The organism is Tamlana sp. 2_MG-2023 (genome assembly GCF_030548465.1).
In the GTDB taxonomy this organism is placed as follows: Bacteria; Bacteroidota; Bacteroidia; order Flavobacteriales; family Flavobacteriaceae; genus Pseudotamlana.
The window spans coordinates 292530-310860 of record NZ_JAUOSF010000001.1; the positions used below are offsets into that span (position 1 = coordinate 292530).

An 18331-nucleotide genomic window follows, 5' to 3' on the forward strand; every position below is an offset into this window, starting at 1 on the left:
TTTTATTAGACTCCTAAAAATAAGTAATAGTTTTTAAAACTAAGTATTATTACTTAATTTTGAAAAAGATATCACTTTTATGCCTTTATCAGCTTTACATTCCAATTCAAGAAACAAATCGTTAAACGATGTGTCTTGTGAAGCTTGCCTAAATCAAAACTGTTTAATAAAAAGCAGTTTGTCTACGGCATTAGATTCTACTTTCGTAAAAAGCAAAAACACTTTAAAATGTAAAAAAGGACAGCAGTTTATTATGGAGGGCGCTCCTGTAAATGGACTCTTTTTTATACTTAAAGGAACCGTTAAAGTATTTAGAACGGGAATTAACGGAAGAGAGCAAATTGTTCGTTTTGCTAAAGAAGGTGAGATTATCGGGCATCGTGGTTTTGGTACCGAAGAGTATTATTCTATTGGAGCCATTGCGTTACAGGATACGGTATTGTGTTATTTTTCAAAAGACGAACTTCAGGAAGCCTTACTTGAAAATCCGCAGTTTGCTTATAATATGATGTTGTTTTATGCTAATGAACTCAATAGAAGTGAAAATAAAGTCAAGTCTATTTCTCAAATGACGGTGCGCGAACGTGTTATTGATACCTTACTATATTTACATCGCAAGTTTGGTGATTTAAATGGTTTCTTAAAATTACCTTTAAGCCGTAAGGAATATGCAGATTATGCAGGAACTACGGAAGAACAGGTGATTCGCATTTTTTCAGCTCTAAAAAAGGAAAATCTTATTTCAGCAAAAGGGAAAAAAATTGGAATTCCAGATGTGCGCTTGCTCAAACAAGAGATTAACGACCATAATTATTTTCTAGATATTTAATGTTTTGGGCTTAGACCCTTTTTTTTTGCTCTTTTTTTAACTTCTGCGTTTTAACATGTTTTAATATGGAATAAAAGCTTCTTTAAGTCTGCTTTATTTCATAATTGGTTAGCCATATACATTTTACATTTGTTTTAGGTAAGTATTAATACTTATTAAAAACCTAATCAAACCTAAAACATTTATAATTTATGGAAGCAAAAACAGTTACTCTTGTACAAGACTCTTTTGAAAAAGTAAAACCTATAGCACCTGCTGCCGCAGAAATATTCTATACAAAACTATTCGAACTCGATCCTAAATTAAAGCCTTTGTTTCCTAGCGACGATGATGCGATGAAAACTCAAGGTAATAAGTTAATGACTATGCTTGGAGCGGCCGTTGCTGGCCTTAATAATTTAGATGCATTAATTCCAGTTTTAAAAGATTTAGGTAAGCGCCATGTAGCCTATAAGGTAGAGCCTTCACATTACGAGACTGTAGGTGCTGCATTATTGGGTACGCTTGCCGCAGGCTTGGGTGATGATTTTACACCTGAAGTTAAAGACGCTTGGGCTGAGGTTTATGGAACCATGTCAAGTGTGATGATTGAAGCTGCATATTAATTAAAACTAAGTAATTATGAGAATACTATTAAAAACCATTTTATTAGGAACGAGTATTTGTATGTTACATTCTTGCGGGGGTGTACCGGAAGATAAAGCGGATACGGCTACTGTTGAAAATGCTTTTTCGGTAGAAGAGGTGTTAGAAATGGTCTCTAAAGAAAATGATGTAACTAGAACTCTATACACCAAAGCCATTGTTGGTAAAGGAAAAATTCAAGGGATGAAGTTTGATGAAGATTGGAGAAAAGACGACGTAGAAGCGGGGCCCTTACCAGCATTATTTTTACGTGGTGTCGCAACGAGCCTTAGAAAGAGCCCAGTGCCTTTAGGCTTGTATTTGGGTTCTGATTTTCCGGTGAACGCCGCGAATAAGTTTGAAGGCAAACAAGCCGAACTTTTTACTCAAATTAAAAAAGACCACAAACCGCAGTTTTTCTTTGATGAAGACCAGAAATTGCATACGGCCATGTTTGCAGATTTAGCCAGTGCAGATGCCTGCGTAACCTGTCACAATAAGCACCCGCAAACGACCAAATCTGATTGGAAATTAGGTGATGTCATGGGAGCCACAACTTGGCAATACCCAAAAGACTCTTTAACCTATAAGGAAACGGTGGATGTACTGAGTTCTTATGCTAAAGGGACAGTAGATGTTTACATGGAATACTTAGATGAAATTGAAAATTTTAAATCAAGTGAAAAACCAGAGATAGGTGATAAATGGCCAGAAGAAGGCTTCTATTTGCCTTCAGCTGAAGTGTTTTTAGATAGCGTGAAAAAGCTGTCTTCATACGAAACGGTGAAGCATTTGGTAGTAACTTCTGAGTAAAAAGAAATCAATAAGATTAACGCAGCCTTCCGTAAGGTTTTATTATAAAATTAAAAGGTTGTGTTTTTCAATGACAACAAACAAACAATCATAACTATTTATGGTATTAAGTACGAATAAATCCACGGTATTGGGATTGCTGTTGCTTTGCGCTTACTTTCTGCAATACTTTTTAGGACTTTCATGGGAATGGCTGGAGTTATTGCAGCAGGACCAAATGTATAAACGCTGGTCTGGCTTGGTTTTGGCGCTGTTTATTTGCTTTCAATGGATGCTTACGCTAACGCGGACGGTTGTAAAATGGCGTAAACACGCGATGACCATGCAAATCATTCACAAGTGGTTAGGCGCAATAAGTCCGTTGTTTTTTTACTTCCATAGTTTGGCATTAGGTTACGGTTATTTATTGCTGCTTTCATATGTGTTTTTCTCAAATACCTTGCTAGGTTACCTCAATCTAGATGTGATTAAGAGTCGTAGTGATGCTTGGTTTAAAGGCTGGATGATAACTCATGTCGCTCTGTCTATGATGGTGAGTATATTGCTGTTGTTTCATGTGGTTATGGTGTTTTATTATAAATAAATGAAGAATGAAGCTATTAATAAAAGATATAATTAAAGAAACAGACGATGCGGTAAGTATTTGTTTTAAAAACGGAAACTTTTTTAGGAAGTTAAAGTACAAGCCGGGGCAGTTTTTAACCATAAAGATTCCAATTGAAGGCGTCAAACATAATCGTGCATATTCTTTTAGTAGCAACCCTTATACCGATAAGGACTTGAAAATAACCATCAAGCGCGTCGAGGAAGGTTTAATTTCAAATTATGTACACGATTTTTTAAGTGCAGGCGATAAAATTGAAGTCGGTCCTCCAGCTGGTACGTTCTGTGTTGAGCCAGATGCTAAAGCTAAAAAGCAGTATGTGTTGTTTGCAGGCGGTAGCGGTATAACCCCTATGTTTTCTATTGTAAAATCCATACTTACTCAGGAGAAAAATTCTAAAGTGCTATTAATCTACGCCAATCAAAACATGGGTTCTATAATTTTTCATGAAGAAATTAAAGTTTTAGAGGCTTCTTATCCTGAAAAATTTGCTGTAGAACATATTATATCTTTTAATGCTCAAGGTGGGGGTAATTACCATACAGGCTTAGCTACAACGGTGCTAATAGATGCGCTTTTTTCTAAACATGGTTTGAGTTATGAAAATCATGAATATATGATTTGTGGTCCCTCTGGTTATATGGAAAAAATTAAAGAGATACTCTATGTAAATGGTGTAACTCGAGAAAAAATAAAATTAGAGGTATTTAAAAGTCCTACGGTAAAAGTTTCAGGGAAAAATTTGCTCTGTGAAGTGAGTTTAAAACATGATGGTAAAACCCATGAGTTAAAAGTTAGGGGAGATCAGTCTATTCTGCAGCAAGCCATGTCTAAGAATATCGTTATTCCATATTCATGCCGCTCCGGCATGTGTTCCACTTGTAAAGCACAATGCGTGGAAGGCGAAGTTCAAATGGTTGAAGGGCATTTGTTGCCTGAAAGTGAGGTGGCAAGTGGTGCAATTTTAACCTGTGTGAGTTATCCTGTGTCTGAAAAAGTAGTAATTGAATTATAAATTAAAGTCTGTAATTAAATGTTTAAAGTAAGTCCGTTACGAAAAAGACAAGTTTTAGGAAGTATCATTGGTTTGGTGCTGGGCGGGGCATTGTTTTATATTTTAACTTTAGACTCTACAGAGTCGTATGTGTCTATTGGTCCAATGAATACCGGGCACCAGGAACTTAACTGTTTTGCTTGTCACGCCGATGCTAAAGGAAACTTATTGCAACAAGTACAGTCTAATATCTCTCATGCTGTAGGCGCTAGAGAACATGGTGTTGAATTTGGGACGCAAGATGTTACAGTAGATAACTGTTTACAATGTCACGACCGTGCTAACGATAGGCATCCGACGTATCGGTTTTCTGAACCTCGATTTAAGGAAGCGATTACACATATTGATGCGACAACTTGTATCACTTGTCATTCCGAACATGGCAACGAGCGTGTTTCGGTAGCGAATATTAATTATTGCATGAACTGTCATCAAGATTTAGAGGTAGAAGATGACCCTTTAGATGTTTCTCATCAAAAATTAATTGCTCAAGAAGCCTGGAATACTTGTATTCAATGTCATGATTTTCATGGAAATCATAAGTATGATGTACCTGAAAAGTTAAAAGATACCATACCTATGAAATACATTAAGGCCTATTTTGATGGTGGAAAAGACCCTTATGGAGATCATAAAAAATATAAGGCACTTTCTCAGGAAGCTTGGCTTGAAAGTTTAGATAAGTAAATCTTGTTGCTAAAATGAATTAGAGCTTTGTGTTCAAAACAAGGTTATTAACCAGTCTTTATAAATTAAAGGCTGGTTTTTTTATGGACTAATAATTCGTTTGCTTAAAACTATATGTGTTAGGTGTGATGATTTTTATTGAATGAAGGTTAAGTGTGTCATGTGAAAGTAAAATAGTTGAATTGTTTTTGTAATGATTTGCTAATGCCGCATGTGTAATTGAGACTGTTTTTAAGATAACTACGTATTTTATTCGTTTCAAGAGTCTTTGTTTAGATATTTTATTGAAAAAAATACTTAAAAAACGGATTAAAATTTTAAAAACTAAGTGTTCTACGTATGTGGTGAGGATGGCAATTAAGTATGTTGAATTTAATTTACAATACTGTTTATTAGTGTTTTATGTTTAAAATATGTTTTATGGCATGTTTTAATGTGGTTTAAAAAGAGGTTTGTTTATGGTTATATCCATAAGTTAAAAGCAGTACTACTTATATATTTGCCATGTATAAGTATTAATACTTAGTTTAATCAAAATCAAACAACATGAAATCACTATTCAAAAAATCAACTTTAATCTTACCAGTAGCGGCATTGCTGTTTTCTTGTGGTAATAAAGAAAAAAAGGAAACTATAGCTGAAAATGTAGTTCCTGAAACTTCAAAAACAAAATCATTAGAAATAGAAAAACCACAATTAACTTTTGGTTTTATCAAATTAACAGATATGGCGCCTTTAGCAATTGCTAAGGAAAAAGGATTTTTTGAGGATGAAGGTTTATTTGTTTCTGTGGAAGCACAATCAAACTGGAAAAACGTATTAGACCGTGTCATTGATGGTCAGTTAGATGGTTCACACATGTTAGCCGGTCAGCCAATTGCAGCAGGTGCAGGTTTTGGAAGACAAGCAAAATTAGTAACAGCTTTTTCAATGGACTTAAACGGAAACGCGATTACAGTTTCAAACGATGTTTGGTCAAAAATGAAGCCTAACGTACCAAATGGATCTGATGGAAAACCCGTTCATCCAATTAAGGCCGATGCTTTAAAGCCAGTAATTACAGAATATAAAAATTCAGGGAAACCTTTTAAAATGGGTATGGTATTTCCAGTATCTACACACAACTACGAAATTAGATATTGGTTAGCTGCTGCAGGAATTAATCCTGGTATGTATACAGCTGATAATGTTCAAGGACAAATTGATGCTGATGTTTTACTATCTGTTACGCCTCCGCCACAAATGCCAGCGACCCTTGAAGCAGGAACAATTCACGGATATTGTGTAGGTGAGCCATGGAATCAACAAGCTGTTTTTAAAGGTATTGGCGTACCTGTAGTAACCAACTTAGACATCTGGAAAAACAACCCAGAGAAAGTGTTTGTAATGACTGAGAAGTTTGTTGAAGAAAATCCTAATACAGCTATCGCTGTTACAAAAGCCTTAATTAGAGCGGGAAAATGGTTAGATGAGCCAGGAAATAGAGCAGAAGCAGTGAAAATCTTATCAATGTCTCAATATGTTGGAGCTGATGAAGCAGTAATTGCAAACTCTATGACAGGAACATTCGAATTTGAAAAAGGTGATAAGCGTGATATGGCAGATTTCAACGTATTCTACAAATACAACGCAACCTATCCTTTCTATTCAGATGGTATTTGGTTCTTAACGCAAATGCGTAGATGGGGACAAATTCCTGAAGCGAAACCAGCAAATTGGTATGCTGAAACGATCAAAGATATTTACAGACCAGATATCTGGACTAAAGCGGCTAAGCTTTTAGTAGAAGAAGGAAACATTCCTGCAGGAGATATTCCAACAACAGACGGTTACAAGCCAGCAACAGCAGACTTTATAGACGGAACTACTTATGATGGTAAAGATCCAATATCATACATCAACAGTTTCAAGATAGGAAACAAAGACGAAGCAGTACAGTAATTAAAAAATTAAGAAGCATAGAAGTTTAGGAGTTAAGAAGTTCCTTATTAGATAATCACTAATCAAATAAATAAGAGTTATGAAGCAAAGTATAACATTAGAAAAAGTATCCAAATTTATGGGATTCGGTTTTTTAACCACCTTAAAGGATCTATTCACGGGGAAGTTAGAGAAAGAAGATTTTGTAAAATTTTTACGTAAAGTAGTTGTACCGCTTGCTTCTATTCTTTTATTTATCGGACTGTGGCAATTGGGGTCAAGAGCCTTATATGAAAGAGAAGCTAATTATAAAATTCAAACGGCGTTAGTTGATCAAGGGCCAGAAGCTGCTGAGGCTATGCGCACATGTATCGCTTCTGGAGATATTAGCTGCCAGCCAAACACTTTACCATCTCCTGGTCAAGTTTGGGATTCTTACCAGTCTTTAATTAGAGATCACAACATTATTAGAGCTGATAAAGCAGCGTTTATTGAAAAAACAGCGGCTTTAAACGAAAAACGTATTGCTGCGGGTAAAGACCCGATTACTTATACAGGTAGACCTTCTTTTATCGATCAAATCGTGATGAGTTTAAAAACGGTATTCGCAGGATTTTTATTAGCCTTAATTATAGCAATACCAATAGGAATATTTATAGGATTAAGTCCGACGTTAAAAAGTGCTTTCAACTGGTTTATTCAAATTTTTAAGCCTGTATCGCCTGTAGTTTGGTACTTGTTAGTGTTCATGATTGTAAAAACCATTTTAATTGATTCTACCGAAGATAGCTCGTTCATTATCTCCTTTATTAGTGTTGGATTCTGTTCGATGTGGGCAACTTTAGTAAATACAGCTATGGGTGTAGCCTCAGTAGATAAAGATTATATCAACGTGGCCAAAGTCTTGAAATTAGGACCGATGCAAAAAGTTTTTAAAGTGATCTTGCCCTCGTCTTTACCATTAATATTTACAGGTTTAAAGATTACGTTATCAGTAGCATGGATGGTTTTAATTGCCATTGAATTATTAGCACAGAGTCCAGGTTTAGGGTTGTTTGTTTGGGAGGAATTTCAAAACGGAGCCAACGATTCAAATTCAAAAATTATCGTAGCCATGTTTGTTATCGGTATCATCGGATTCTTATTAGATCGCATCATGCTTACCATTCAAAACTGGGTATCGTTTAATAAATCAGATGCGATATAATTGAGTTGAAATTTTTAATCAGTAAAACGATTAGCAATTCAACAAATAAACGAATCAACAATTAAACATTAGAGAAATGGCTTATTTAGAATTAAAAAATATATATAAATCTTACGGTCAGGGTGAAAACGAAACCGAAGTACTTTCAAACATCAATTTAACCATCGAGGAAGGTGAGTTTGTAGCGATCGTAGGGTTCACAGGAAGTGGAAAAACAACTTTAGTTAATCTTATAAACGGACTCATACAACCAACAAGTGGTGAGGTTTTATTTAAAGGAGAACCCGTAGTTGGAACGAGTCACGAACGTGGTGTGATTTTTCAGAATTACTCACTGTTACCTTGGTTAACTGTAGCTCAAAATATATATATGGCTGTGAAAGAAGCCTTTCCGAAGAAGAGCAAAAAAGAGTTAAATGAGATCGTTAAGGATTATGTTGAAATGGTAGGCTTATCACATGCGATTAACAAACGCCCCAATGAATTGTCCGGAGGGATGCGCCAGCGTGTTGCTGTAGCTAGAGCTTTAGCTATGAAACCAGAGATGATTATTATGGATGAGCCTTTAGGAGCGCTAGATGCTTTAACTCGTGGAAATCTTCAAGATGAAATTTTAAATATCTGGGGAAAAGATAAGCGTACAGCCTTACTAATTACTAACGATGTTGATGAAGGAATTTATATGGCAGACCGTATTATTCCTTTAAAACCAGGGCCAAAAGCCACTTTAGGACCAGAATTTAAAATTGATATTGAACGCCCTCGTGATAAAACCGAATTAAACGATAACGAGAGTTTTAAGGAAACTAGAAACTCCATTATTGAATACTTAATGGAGATCGGAAATGACCGTAAATCAGAAGCTCAAGAAGTTTTTGAATTACCAGAATTAGAACCTAAAAGTTTTGTTGGACGCTTTAAATAATTAGAAAAATGACTACAAATATTATAGAAAATACCCCGAAACGTGTGATTACGCAACCAGAAGTTTTTCCTTCATCTGAAGTCATGCTAGATTTAAAAGATTTAAAGAAAGTGTATCCAACATCTAAAGGCGATTATGTGGTGTTAGAAGACCTAAATCTTCAAATAAAAAAGGAAGAATTTGTAACGATTATTGGGCATTCAGGATGTGGAAAGACGACTATGCTCTCTATGATTGCAGGTTTAAATCCGATTTCAGGAGGAAGTATTTCAGTATTAAGCAAGCACATTCAAGGTCCTGGACCAGATCGTGGTGTGATTTTTCAATCGCCAAGTTTAATGCCTTGGATGACCGCACTTCAAAATGTTTTATTAGGTGTCGATCAAGTTTTTCCACATGCTACTAAAGCCCAACGTCAAGATGTAGCCAAATATTATTTGCAAAAAGTAGGTTTGGAAGATGCTTTTCATAAAAAAGCCAGTGATTTGTCTCAAGGGATGCAGCAACGTGTAGGTATTGCAAGAGCATTTGCTATTAAACCAAAAGTATTACTTCTGGATGAGCCTTTTGGAATGTTAGATTCTTTAACCAGAGGAGAACTTCAAGATATTCTAATTGAGATCTGGAACAAAGAAAAAATTACGGCCGTGATGATTACCCACGATGTTGATGAAGCGATATTCTTAGCTGATCGCGTGGTGATGATGACGAGTGGTCCTAAAGCTAAAATTGGTGATATTTTAAACATTGATTTCGAGAGACCTAGAACCAGAAAGTCAGTTTTAGAACATGACGATTATTACAAATACAGAAAACATTTAATTGATTTTCTAGAGCATTAATAAAAATACCCTATATAGATTGCGATTTTAATATTTAATACGACATGATAATTGTCATGCTCTATGTATTTTCGTACTTTTATATTTGGTGAATTTTATAAATAAACCATAACAAAAAATAACAAAAAATAACAAACAATCAAACTTAAAAAAAACAACATGAGAAAACAATACTTACTTTTTGCGCTACTTTTTGCTGCGATTCAATTTGCACAAGCACAATTTTCTATAGACGGACAATTAAGACCAAGAACAGAATACCGTAACGGTTTTGGTACATTAATTCCAGAAGCTTCAGAACCGGGTTACGGAATTTCTACCAGAGTGCGTTTAAATGCGGGGTATGAGTCGGAGACTTATAAGGCGTATATTAGTTTACAAGATGTATTTGTTTGGGGTGAAAACAGACAAATTTTGCCTTACGATCAAAACAATTCATTTGGAATTTTTGAAGCTTGGGCTGAAATAAAATTAGGTTCAGGTTGGAATACAAAATTAGGACGTCAGGTTTTGTCTTATGATGATCAACGTATTTTAGGTGGCTTAGACTGGGCACAACAAGGTCGTAACCACGATGCAGGATTAATCACATATAAGAAAAATGACTTTGCTTTAGATGTGGCTTTAGCCTTTAACCAAGATTACTCAAATCCAACAGGGTTTATTTCAGAAGGAAACGAATACAATACTTCAGGGTTTTTCTCTTATAAAACCATGTATATGGCGCATTTAAGTCAGAAATGGGGGGCGTTTTCAGGAAGCTTATTATTAATGAATAACGGGTTTCAAGATGATGCTGCAGGTTTAAATGATGTTGCTAATTTACAAACTATGGGTGTGCATTTAAAATATGGGAAAAATGCATTTTCTTTAGCAGCTAATTTATACTTGCAAACCGGTGAAGCTATTTACGGTACTTCATACAAAGATGTAAAAGGTGGTTATTTATCTAGTTTAGATTTCGGATTTAAAGCTTCTGATAAAATTACTTTAGGTCTTGGTGGTGAAATTATTAGTGGTAACGGTGAAAGTGATGTCGCTAATACTAGTGCTTTCTTCCCATTATACGGAACCAATCATAAATTCAATGGTTTTATGGATTATTTCTACGTAGGAAACCATGCGAATTCTATTGGTTTAGTTGATATTCATGTTAGTGCCAATTTTAAATTCAACGAAACTACTAGCCTTTTAGTAAAAGCATTAAACTTTAGTGGACAACAGGAATTACCTAGCGGTGATAAAGCATTGGGTACAGAGTTAGATTTAGTTTTCGCTAAGCAATTTAAAGGCTATGCTTTGCAAATAGGTTACTCTCAAATGTTTGCTGCCGATGGTATGTATGAGTTAAAAGGCGTTCCAGAAGCAGATGCTGATAACATTCAAAACTGGGCATGGGCGATGTTAGTATTTAAACCTAAATTTTTAAACTAAAACATTGATTAAAAGAATGACATTATGTAAACTGATTATTAGTTTCAAAACGAGTTTACTAGAATCCCGCTTCGGCGGGATTTTTTGTTTGAAAATAAAAAAGATTAGAAGTTTACCGTTCATCGTAAAATATATTGAGAAATACGCTTATAGTTAAGAAAACAGCAGTTTGTTAATTGTTTTTATATATATTGCGCGTTTTTTAACATAATTTTATATAGAATGAATACTTTTTTTTGCTATAGATTTCGCTGCATTTTGATTAGCATCATTTTTCTAAGTTCATTTTCTGCTATAGCTCAATGTGCTGGTACTGGTTCAGAAATTACAATTTGTGATAAAGAAACAGACCCAAGTTTACAAGCTTACAATCTTTTCGATTTATTATCAGGAGAAACACCAGGAGGAACGTGGGTTTCTGAGAGTAATTTTAATTCTAATGCTTTAAATACGACTACAGGGGAGTTAAATCTTTGGAGTATTAATAGGTTTGGAGCGCATCAATTTACTTATAGGAATTCTGCTTGCGATTCCAGTAAAGCTACAGTAACTATACATTTAGGAGGCTATCCAGGGGAAAGTAACCAAAACCCTGGAAGAAATAATGTTTGTCAAGTTTTAAAAACCGATGATGACGATGATGCTAATATTATAGATTTATTCATTTTTATTGATACTGTAAATGTTTTGGTTGAGCCAGATACTGGAGGTACTTGGACGGAAGATCCTGGGAATATTGCCAATGGCGTATTGTCTGGTGAGTTTTTTAATTTCGGTGAGGTGCCTATTGGAACTTATACTTTTACTTATACTGTACCAGAAGTTAATGGCTGTGCTTCAAGTTCTGCAACTATAGATGTGGAAGTAAGAAGATCTCCCAGTCCCGGGGCGCCTATAGATTTGTTGCTTTGTGAAACAGATGATATGTCTGGCTTGCGAGATCTAAATCTTTTTTCAAGGTTATTGAATGCGGATTCAAATGGAGAATGGCAGGATGCTAATCTTGTTTCTACAGGAGAAATTACTAGCGGAACTGATTTTGAAATTGATGTAGAGAATATTTATAATAATTTCGGACCAGGAATTTACAAGTTTTCTTATCGGGTGTTACCTGAGCATCCTATTTGCGAAGAACAAACGAGTGTTTTTACATTGTGTATTGAAAAGCAACTTGTGTTGCATGGAAATCTGGATGTTGCGTGTACTGGTGATGTTGTTATAAATTATGATAGTTCTCTTTTAAGCAATGGTACTTACAATCTGGCCTATACGGTTTCAGGAAATAGTTTAGGAACACAAAACAATATAAAAGGTGTAGATTTTGTTAATGGCAGGGCAGATTTTAGCCTTTATCCAGAACTTAGTTTGGTGGCAAGTGAACAATTAACTATCGTCTTGAACGACATAACATTGATAAAGCCACCTTGTGGTTTCGGACTTCTTTGTGCATCGGAAATTGTAGTACCTTCTAAAGCATTTGATATGTTTTTAGATCCACCCATATCGGTAAGTTCTACAACAGGCTGTGAGCTTGACGATGTGTTAATCACTTATTTAGATGCAGTCGATTCTAATTTTGTGCCTTTAGAAGGGGTGCATAACGTTTCATACGCTATAAATGCAGTAAATTATACAGATGAGGTCACCTTTTCCAACGGAAATGGGATAGCGCATGTTTCAGGCAATCGTTTTATGTTGGGTGATAATCAATTGGTATTTTACAATACGAATAGTTTTGTGCATTGTAATCCGATTAACGTGCTTTTTTCGCTAAATATTCCAGCACCTGAAAACCCTGTTTTTAGTATTGTGCCAGATAATATATGTGATGCTTCAAGCGTGCAATTTGGTTTTAATAGCCCTCCAAACGAGTTTATTGACTATAACCCAGTAACTTTTGATATCTATCAGTATGGCAGTGAGCCGCAGCAATTCGCTCCAAGAAACCCTAGTGTTTCTTTAATAAATAATACACAGGGAGATGGTATAGATATCAATATTTCAAACGCCAACGATGTGAGTTTGCTTCCTGATGGTGATTATGTATTTGTGATACATAGTGAGCAAAATGATAATGCGCTTTGTAGAGGCTTAAGTCAAGCTGAATTGGATAATTATGCGGCTCAAGGTATCGATATTGGATTGACCAAAATGGGGACTACTCATATTTTTGATGCACGATTAATATTTAGAATAGGAACGCCGGAACCTACTAAATTGATTAAAAATAATTTTGAATTTTGCTTATTAAATGGCCCAGTAACATTGGGTGATTTGTCAATTTCTGCAGGTTCAGATGTTGATATTGTAATAACAGATTTAAATGACGTTGTATTAGCCGATACTTATGAGCTAACTGGAGATGAGACTTTTAAAGCGCTAATGAAAAGCACTATCACAGGTTGCGATTTAGGAACAGAAGACATAACGGTTTCAGAAACAACCAATGCTTCTTCATTAGTTTTACAAGCTAATGTTTTTTGTAACCTAGTGACTCATACGGTTTCAGATTTAGATACTTCAGATCAAGATATTATTTGGTATGACTCTGAAACAGGAGGTGTAGCTTATAACACATCAGATGTTATAGATGCAACTAATTCATATTGGGCAGAGATCACAATTCCTGGTGGTTGTGTAAGTGCAAGTAGAACAGCTGCTGAAATTACTTTTGTAGATCAGTCAGTCACACCAACACCATTATCTAATCAATTTTGTGCTTCAGCTACGCCAACTATAAGTGATTTAGCGGTAGAAACAGAAGTTGATGCCATGCTTGAATGGTTTACTTCTGAAACCGGACCAGAATACACGAGTACAGCATTAGCCTTAGATGAAACAAAAGAATACTGGGTAACGCAATCAACAAGTGAGGGGTGTGAGAGCGCTCGTGTTCAAGTTGTTTTTACGATAAGCAATGTGGCTCCAAACCCAGAACCTCTAACCAATACGTTTTGTACAGCAGGAGGATCGGTTTATACTTTAGAAGATTTAACTTTTGAAGCTTCATCGATTTATCGAGAAGGCGTGCTTTCGTATTTTTCAGATGCTTCAGGAACAAACGTTTTAGCTTCAACAGAACTTCTTAAAAATGTAAGTAGCCCCGTTTATGTGCAGCAAATTATAGGAGGGACTTGTGCTAGTGATATAATCGCGGTTAATTTCTCGCTTCAAGATAGTGCTTCAAAACCTGTGATTTCAGCTGTAACATTTTGTTCGGAGAGTAATCCTACCGTTCAAAACTTAGTAGATGTTTTAGAGACTCAAACCTCAAGCACTATTTTAATTTATGAAGATGAAACTATTGCAACTCCTATGGATGGTACTATTGAACTGTCTTCAATTTCAGGAAACCTTTACGCTTCACAAGCTGTAATACGAGGCTGTGAAAGTGTTGAGAGGACTTTAGTAAATTACACTTTAATTGCACCAACACTTTCTATTAGCGATTTTAAACAACTTCATTGCAGTAGTAGCTCACCAACTTTGAATGATGTGTATTTGGGAGGAGAAATCGTATTGTGGTTTGATGAAAATAATAATCCTTTATCAGGAACAGAAAGTCTTCAAGATGGTGTTTCTTATTTTTCAATGATTGAGGTAGACTCTTGTTTAAGTCCCATGTTAGAGGTGGTTATTGCTCTAGTTGATGTTGAAACACCTGTACCAAATTCAGAAATTATTGAATTTTGTGGTATTGAAGAAAAAGTAATTTCAGATTTAGCTGAGGACGATTCTGGAAATATGTCATTTACAATACCTGAAAACCATACTTTGGTTTGGTATGACTCTGATGATGTTTCTACTAGAAACCGCCTTGATAACGATACTGTTTTAGAAAATGGTGTTTATTATGCTGTTTATGAATTGAATGCATCGTTCTCAGAAGAAAGCATTATCTGTGAAAGTAGTGCAACTCCAATTACGGTTGATTTAACCATTTGTGACCCTAGTGAATTAGTGATTCCAGATGCTTTTTCTCCCAACGGAGATCGCATCAATGATACTTTTGAATTGAAAAATATAGAATTTGTTTACCCAGATTATAAAATAGAAATCTATAACAGATATGGACGAGTTGTTTTTAAAGGCGATATAGAAGTTGGTTTCTGGGATGGTGAAAGTAACCAATCTGGGTTTTTAAGCGGAAAAGTACTGCCATCTGGCGTTTATTTCTATGTCATTAATTTTAATCGATTTGATACAAAACCATATCAAGGACAAGTTTATTTAAAACTATAACCATTCGTAATACCAACCTGCAAATGTCAAAATATATAAAATCTGTTTTGTTTTTTCTATTGTTATGTCATGTAACAATGGCACAGCAAGACACACAATTTACACAATACACCACGAATATGAGTGTTGTAAATCCTGCCTATGCGACGAGTAATTTAGGCGTTGTAAATTTAGGAGCTAATTACCGTAAGCAGTGGGTGAATTCTATAGGAAGCCCAAGAACATTATCCTTTTTTGCACATACTCCTTTTAGTGAAAAGATTGAAATGGGAATCACCTTTACTTCCGATCAAATCGGAGAAGATGTTATCGAAATAAATGAAAATAATATTAATGCAGATTTTGCTTATGTTTTGGATATAAGTGATAACTCCAAACTATCATTGGGATTGAAAGCTGGTTTTACCCTTTATGATACCGCTTTTACGGGCATGTTAATAGATCCTAACGATCCAACATTTACTAATGATGTTAATGAGGTGTATCCAACCATAGGAGCTGGAGCTTACTATTTTACAGATAGTTATTATGTTGGAGTGTCTGCTCCAAACTTTTTACGTACCAGTCATTCTGATGATGCTATAGTGGTTACGAATCAAGGAAAAGAGGAAATACATTTTTACATGATAGGTGGTTATGTGTTTCCTATAAACGATAATTTTAAATTGAAACCTTCATTTATGGTAAGGGCCGTAAAAGGCGCACCAGTAAATGTGGATTTGTCTGTTAGTGCCTTGATGTATGACCGTGTTGAAGCGGGGCTTTCCTATCGTTTAGATGACGCTATTAGTGCGCTCGTTGGGTTTAGAGTTACGCCTTCATTTAAAGTGGCTTATTCGTATGATGCTACGGTTTCCGAGTTTTCTAATTATAATAATGGTTCTCATGAAATTGTGTTATTGTTTGATGTTTCTCTGTTTGATTTGAATGCAGGTTATAAAAAGTCTCCAAGATTTTTCTAAAAAAAATTATTGATGAAAAAATTACTACCAATATTTACATTATTGCTTATGCTTTCTGGGTTTTCTCAGGAAAAACAAGCTTCAAAAAAGATTTTTAATAGTGACCTAAGAAAAGCGAACGCTTATTTTGAGCGCTCACATTTTGCTAAAGCCATTCCGCTTTATGAAGAAATAAATAGCAAACAAAGAATTCCTGAAGTTATTGAAAACTTGGCAACATGCTACTATAATGTTGGCGATCTCAAGGCGTCTGCCAGACTTTATGGTTATTTAGTAAATAGCAAACGTGGGCATAAAATAGATGCGCATGTATTTAAATATGTTCAAGCCCTTAAAGCTTCTGGAAACTATGCAGATGCAAATAGTGTTAATAGAGAGTTTCTTGTCGAAAAAGGCGATACGTTAGGGATAACCTTATTTGATAAAGAGGTTATAAAACAGGAAAATATCATAGCTATTGGTAATCGATATATTTTGAAAAATTTGGCGATTAATTCTGAATATTCAGAATTTGGAATGATGCCTTATAACGATTATTTAGTGTTTGCTGCTGCAAAAAAGAAAGTTAGTAAAAGGAATATTTTTAGTGATTACTACGGCTGGAATAATCAACCGTTTTTAGATATTTATAGCATTCCAAAGGACAGTATATTGAAGGGGGACACGGCTTCTAAAAGTATTTCCGATAAGGTGAATACCAAACTGCATGAAGGTACAGTGGCTTTTACTAAAGATCTTAAAACCATGTATTTTACTAGAAATAACTACAGTAAAGGCAAAGAGGTTAAAGATGATGAATTAGTAACACATTTAAAATTATTTAAAGCCAGATTAATTGATGGTGTATGGGGTGATATTGTTGCGTTGCCATTTAATGGTGATGATTTTTCAGTGGAACATCCTGCGTTAAGTCCTGACGGAAAACGTTTGTATTTTGCTTCAGACATGCCTGGAACTTTGGGTGAATTCGATTTGTTTTATGTCGATATTAATGAAGATGATACTTATGGAAATCCAGTTAATTTAGGTGCAAATATAAATACTGAACACCGCGAACAATTTCCTTATATAGCCGCTAATGGTGATTTATATTTTTCATCAAACGGGCAATTCGGTTTTGGTGGTTTAGATGTGTTTTGGGCAAAACAAAAGGGAGGAGCCTTTGAAGCACCTGATAATTTAGGATTACCGCTTAACTCAGGTTATGACGATTTTGCATTTTTTCTAGATGAAACATTTAAAAAAGGATATGTTTCATCAAATAGACCGGAAGGTAATGGAAGTGATGATATTTATAGTTTTGAAGAGTCTAAACCCTTAATCATAGAAAATTGTAAGCAATATCTAAAAGGTATTGTAACCGATAAAGATACCGAAGCATTTATTAGCAACGCCACGGTAACGATTACCTTGGTTTCTAGGGATAGCAGTACCGTTATTGGAGATCATACAACCCAGGAAGATGGTGCATTTAAAGATGAGATTAGTTGTGAAATTACGATCGTTGTTAAAGCAACTGCAGAAGGATACCAAGAAGCCTCACGTAAAATAAAAATAGGAGATGAGCGCAATGCAACAACCGATGTGTCTTTAGTACTGGAATCCTTAGCTGCAATTAAGAAAAAAGAAGTAGAAAGAGAAATGCAGTTAGAACAAGCAAGGCAAAGGGAATTACAAGAAAATATTAGGTTAGAGACTAAAAAGAAAGCGGAACGCTATCAAGACATTATAGCATCAGAACCTCGTATTAAAAAGGATGATAAAACGAATAAGCTTGTTATTGAAACGGACGATATAAATTTTGATTATAAGCTTTGGTACATCCGTAAGGAAGTTAAAAAAATAGTGCAGCCGGTAGTAGATTTAATGACGAAATACCCGAATATGAAAATTGAAATAGGTTCGCACACCGATATTCGAGGTAATGAAGCTTATAACAAAGATTTATCTCAAAAAAGAGCCACATCAACCAAAGAATATTTAGTTTCAAAAGGTATTGAGGCCTCACGTATCGTGGCGGTAGGATACGGTGAATCCCAGCCTTTGCAAAAGTGTATCACAGAAGATGCTTGTAGTGAAGAACAACACGAAATTAATAGAAGATCGGAATTCGTAATTAAGGAATTATTATAATTAGATTTAACTTATGTTATTTCTTTCTTTAATGTAATTACTTTTCTTACATTTA

At 35.1% G+C, this 18331-nt stretch carries 14 protein-coding genes; all 14 read left to right on the forward strand.

The genetic code is table 11. The features are described from left to right. The first annotated feature begins 79 nt into the window (after positions 1–79). The 14 genes from Q4566_RS01410 (at position 80) to Q4566_RS01475 (ending at position 18276) form a co-directional block, all read left to right on the forward strand. Positions 80–829 (forward strand): Crp/Fnr family transcriptional regulator, encoded by a 750-nt coding sequence (locus Q4566_RS01410; RefSeq protein ID WP_303417506.1) that lies wholly within the window; start codon positions 80–82, stop codon positions 827–829. 191 nt (positions 830–1020) lie between these two features. Continuing rightward, positions 1021–1434 carry a globin family protein gene (locus tag Q4566_RS01415; protein ID WP_303417508.1) on the forward strand — a complete coding sequence of 138 codons (414 nt, stop codon included), beginning with the start codon at positions 1021–1023 and terminating at the stop codon, positions 1432–1434. Positions 1435–1450: 16 nt separating this feature from the next. After that, positions 1451–2266 (forward strand): DUF3365 domain-containing protein, encoded by an 816-nt coding sequence (locus Q4566_RS01420; protein WP_303417510.1) that lies wholly within the window; start codon positions 1451–1453, stop codon positions 2264–2266. Positions 2267–2483: 217 nt separating this feature from the next. Beyond that, on the forward strand, positions 2484–2849 hold the full coding sequence (locus tag Q4566_RS01425; protein WP_303417512.1) for a hypothetical protein: 366 nt from the start codon (positions 2484–2486) through the stop codon (positions 2847–2849). Positions 2850–2856: 7 nt separating this feature from the next. Beyond that, on the forward strand, positions 2857–3885 hold the full coding sequence (locus Q4566_RS01430) for a ferredoxin--NADP reductase (protein WP_303417513.1): 1029 nt from the start codon (positions 2857–2859) through the stop codon (positions 3883–3885). Between the two features lie 18 nt (positions 3886–3903). Beyond that, positions 3904–4611 (forward strand): cytochrome c3 family protein, encoded by a 708-nt coding sequence (locus Q4566_RS01435; protein WP_303417515.1) that lies wholly within the window; start codon positions 3904–3906, stop codon positions 4609–4611. Positions 4612–5157: 546 nt separating this feature from the next. Beyond that, positions 5158–6552, forward strand: coding sequence for a CmpA/NrtA family ABC transporter substrate-binding protein (locus Q4566_RS01440; RefSeq protein WP_303417517.1), 1395 nt, complete (start codon positions 5158–5160; stop codon positions 6550–6552). 79 nt (positions 6553–6631) lie between these two features. After that, on the forward strand, positions 6632–7738 hold the full coding sequence (locus tag Q4566_RS01445) for an ABC transporter permease (RefSeq protein ID WP_303417519.1): 1107 nt from the start codon (positions 6632–6634) through the stop codon (positions 7736–7738). Between the two features lie 76 nt (positions 7739–7814). Next, positions 7815–8663 carry an ABC transporter ATP-binding protein gene (locus Q4566_RS01450; protein ID WP_303417521.1) on the forward strand — a complete coding sequence of 283 codons (849 nt, stop codon included), beginning with the start codon at positions 7815–7817 and terminating at the stop codon, positions 8661–8663. An 8-nt stretch (positions 8664–8671) separates the two neighbouring features. After that, complete coding sequence (locus tag Q4566_RS01455) at positions 8672–9505, forward strand: ABC transporter ATP-binding protein (protein ID WP_303417523.1); 834 nt, start codon at positions 8672–8674, stop codon at positions 9503–9505. 159 nt (positions 9506–9664) lie between these two features. Next, on the forward strand, positions 9665–10939 hold the full coding sequence (locus Q4566_RS01460; RefSeq protein ID WP_303417526.1) for an alginate export family protein: 1275 nt from the start codon (positions 9665–9667) through the stop codon (positions 10937–10939). A 258-nt stretch (positions 10940–11197) separates the two neighbouring features. After that, positions 11198–15181 carry a gliding motility-associated C-terminal domain-containing protein gene (locus Q4566_RS01465; RefSeq protein WP_303417528.1) on the forward strand — a complete coding sequence of 1328 codons (3984 nt, stop codon included), beginning with the start codon at positions 11198–11200 and terminating at the stop codon, positions 15179–15181. A gap of 23 nt (positions 15182–15204) precedes the next feature. Further along, entirely contained in the window at positions 15205–16143 is a 939-nt protein-coding gene (locus Q4566_RS01470; RefSeq protein ID WP_303417530.1) for a type IX secretion system membrane protein PorP/SprF, read from the forward strand. A 12-nt stretch (positions 16144–16155) separates the two neighbouring features. Next, entirely contained in the window at positions 16156–18276 is a 2121-nt protein-coding gene (locus Q4566_RS01475; protein ID WP_303417532.1) for an OmpA family protein, read from the forward strand. Positions 18277–18331: the final 55 nt, after the last annotated feature.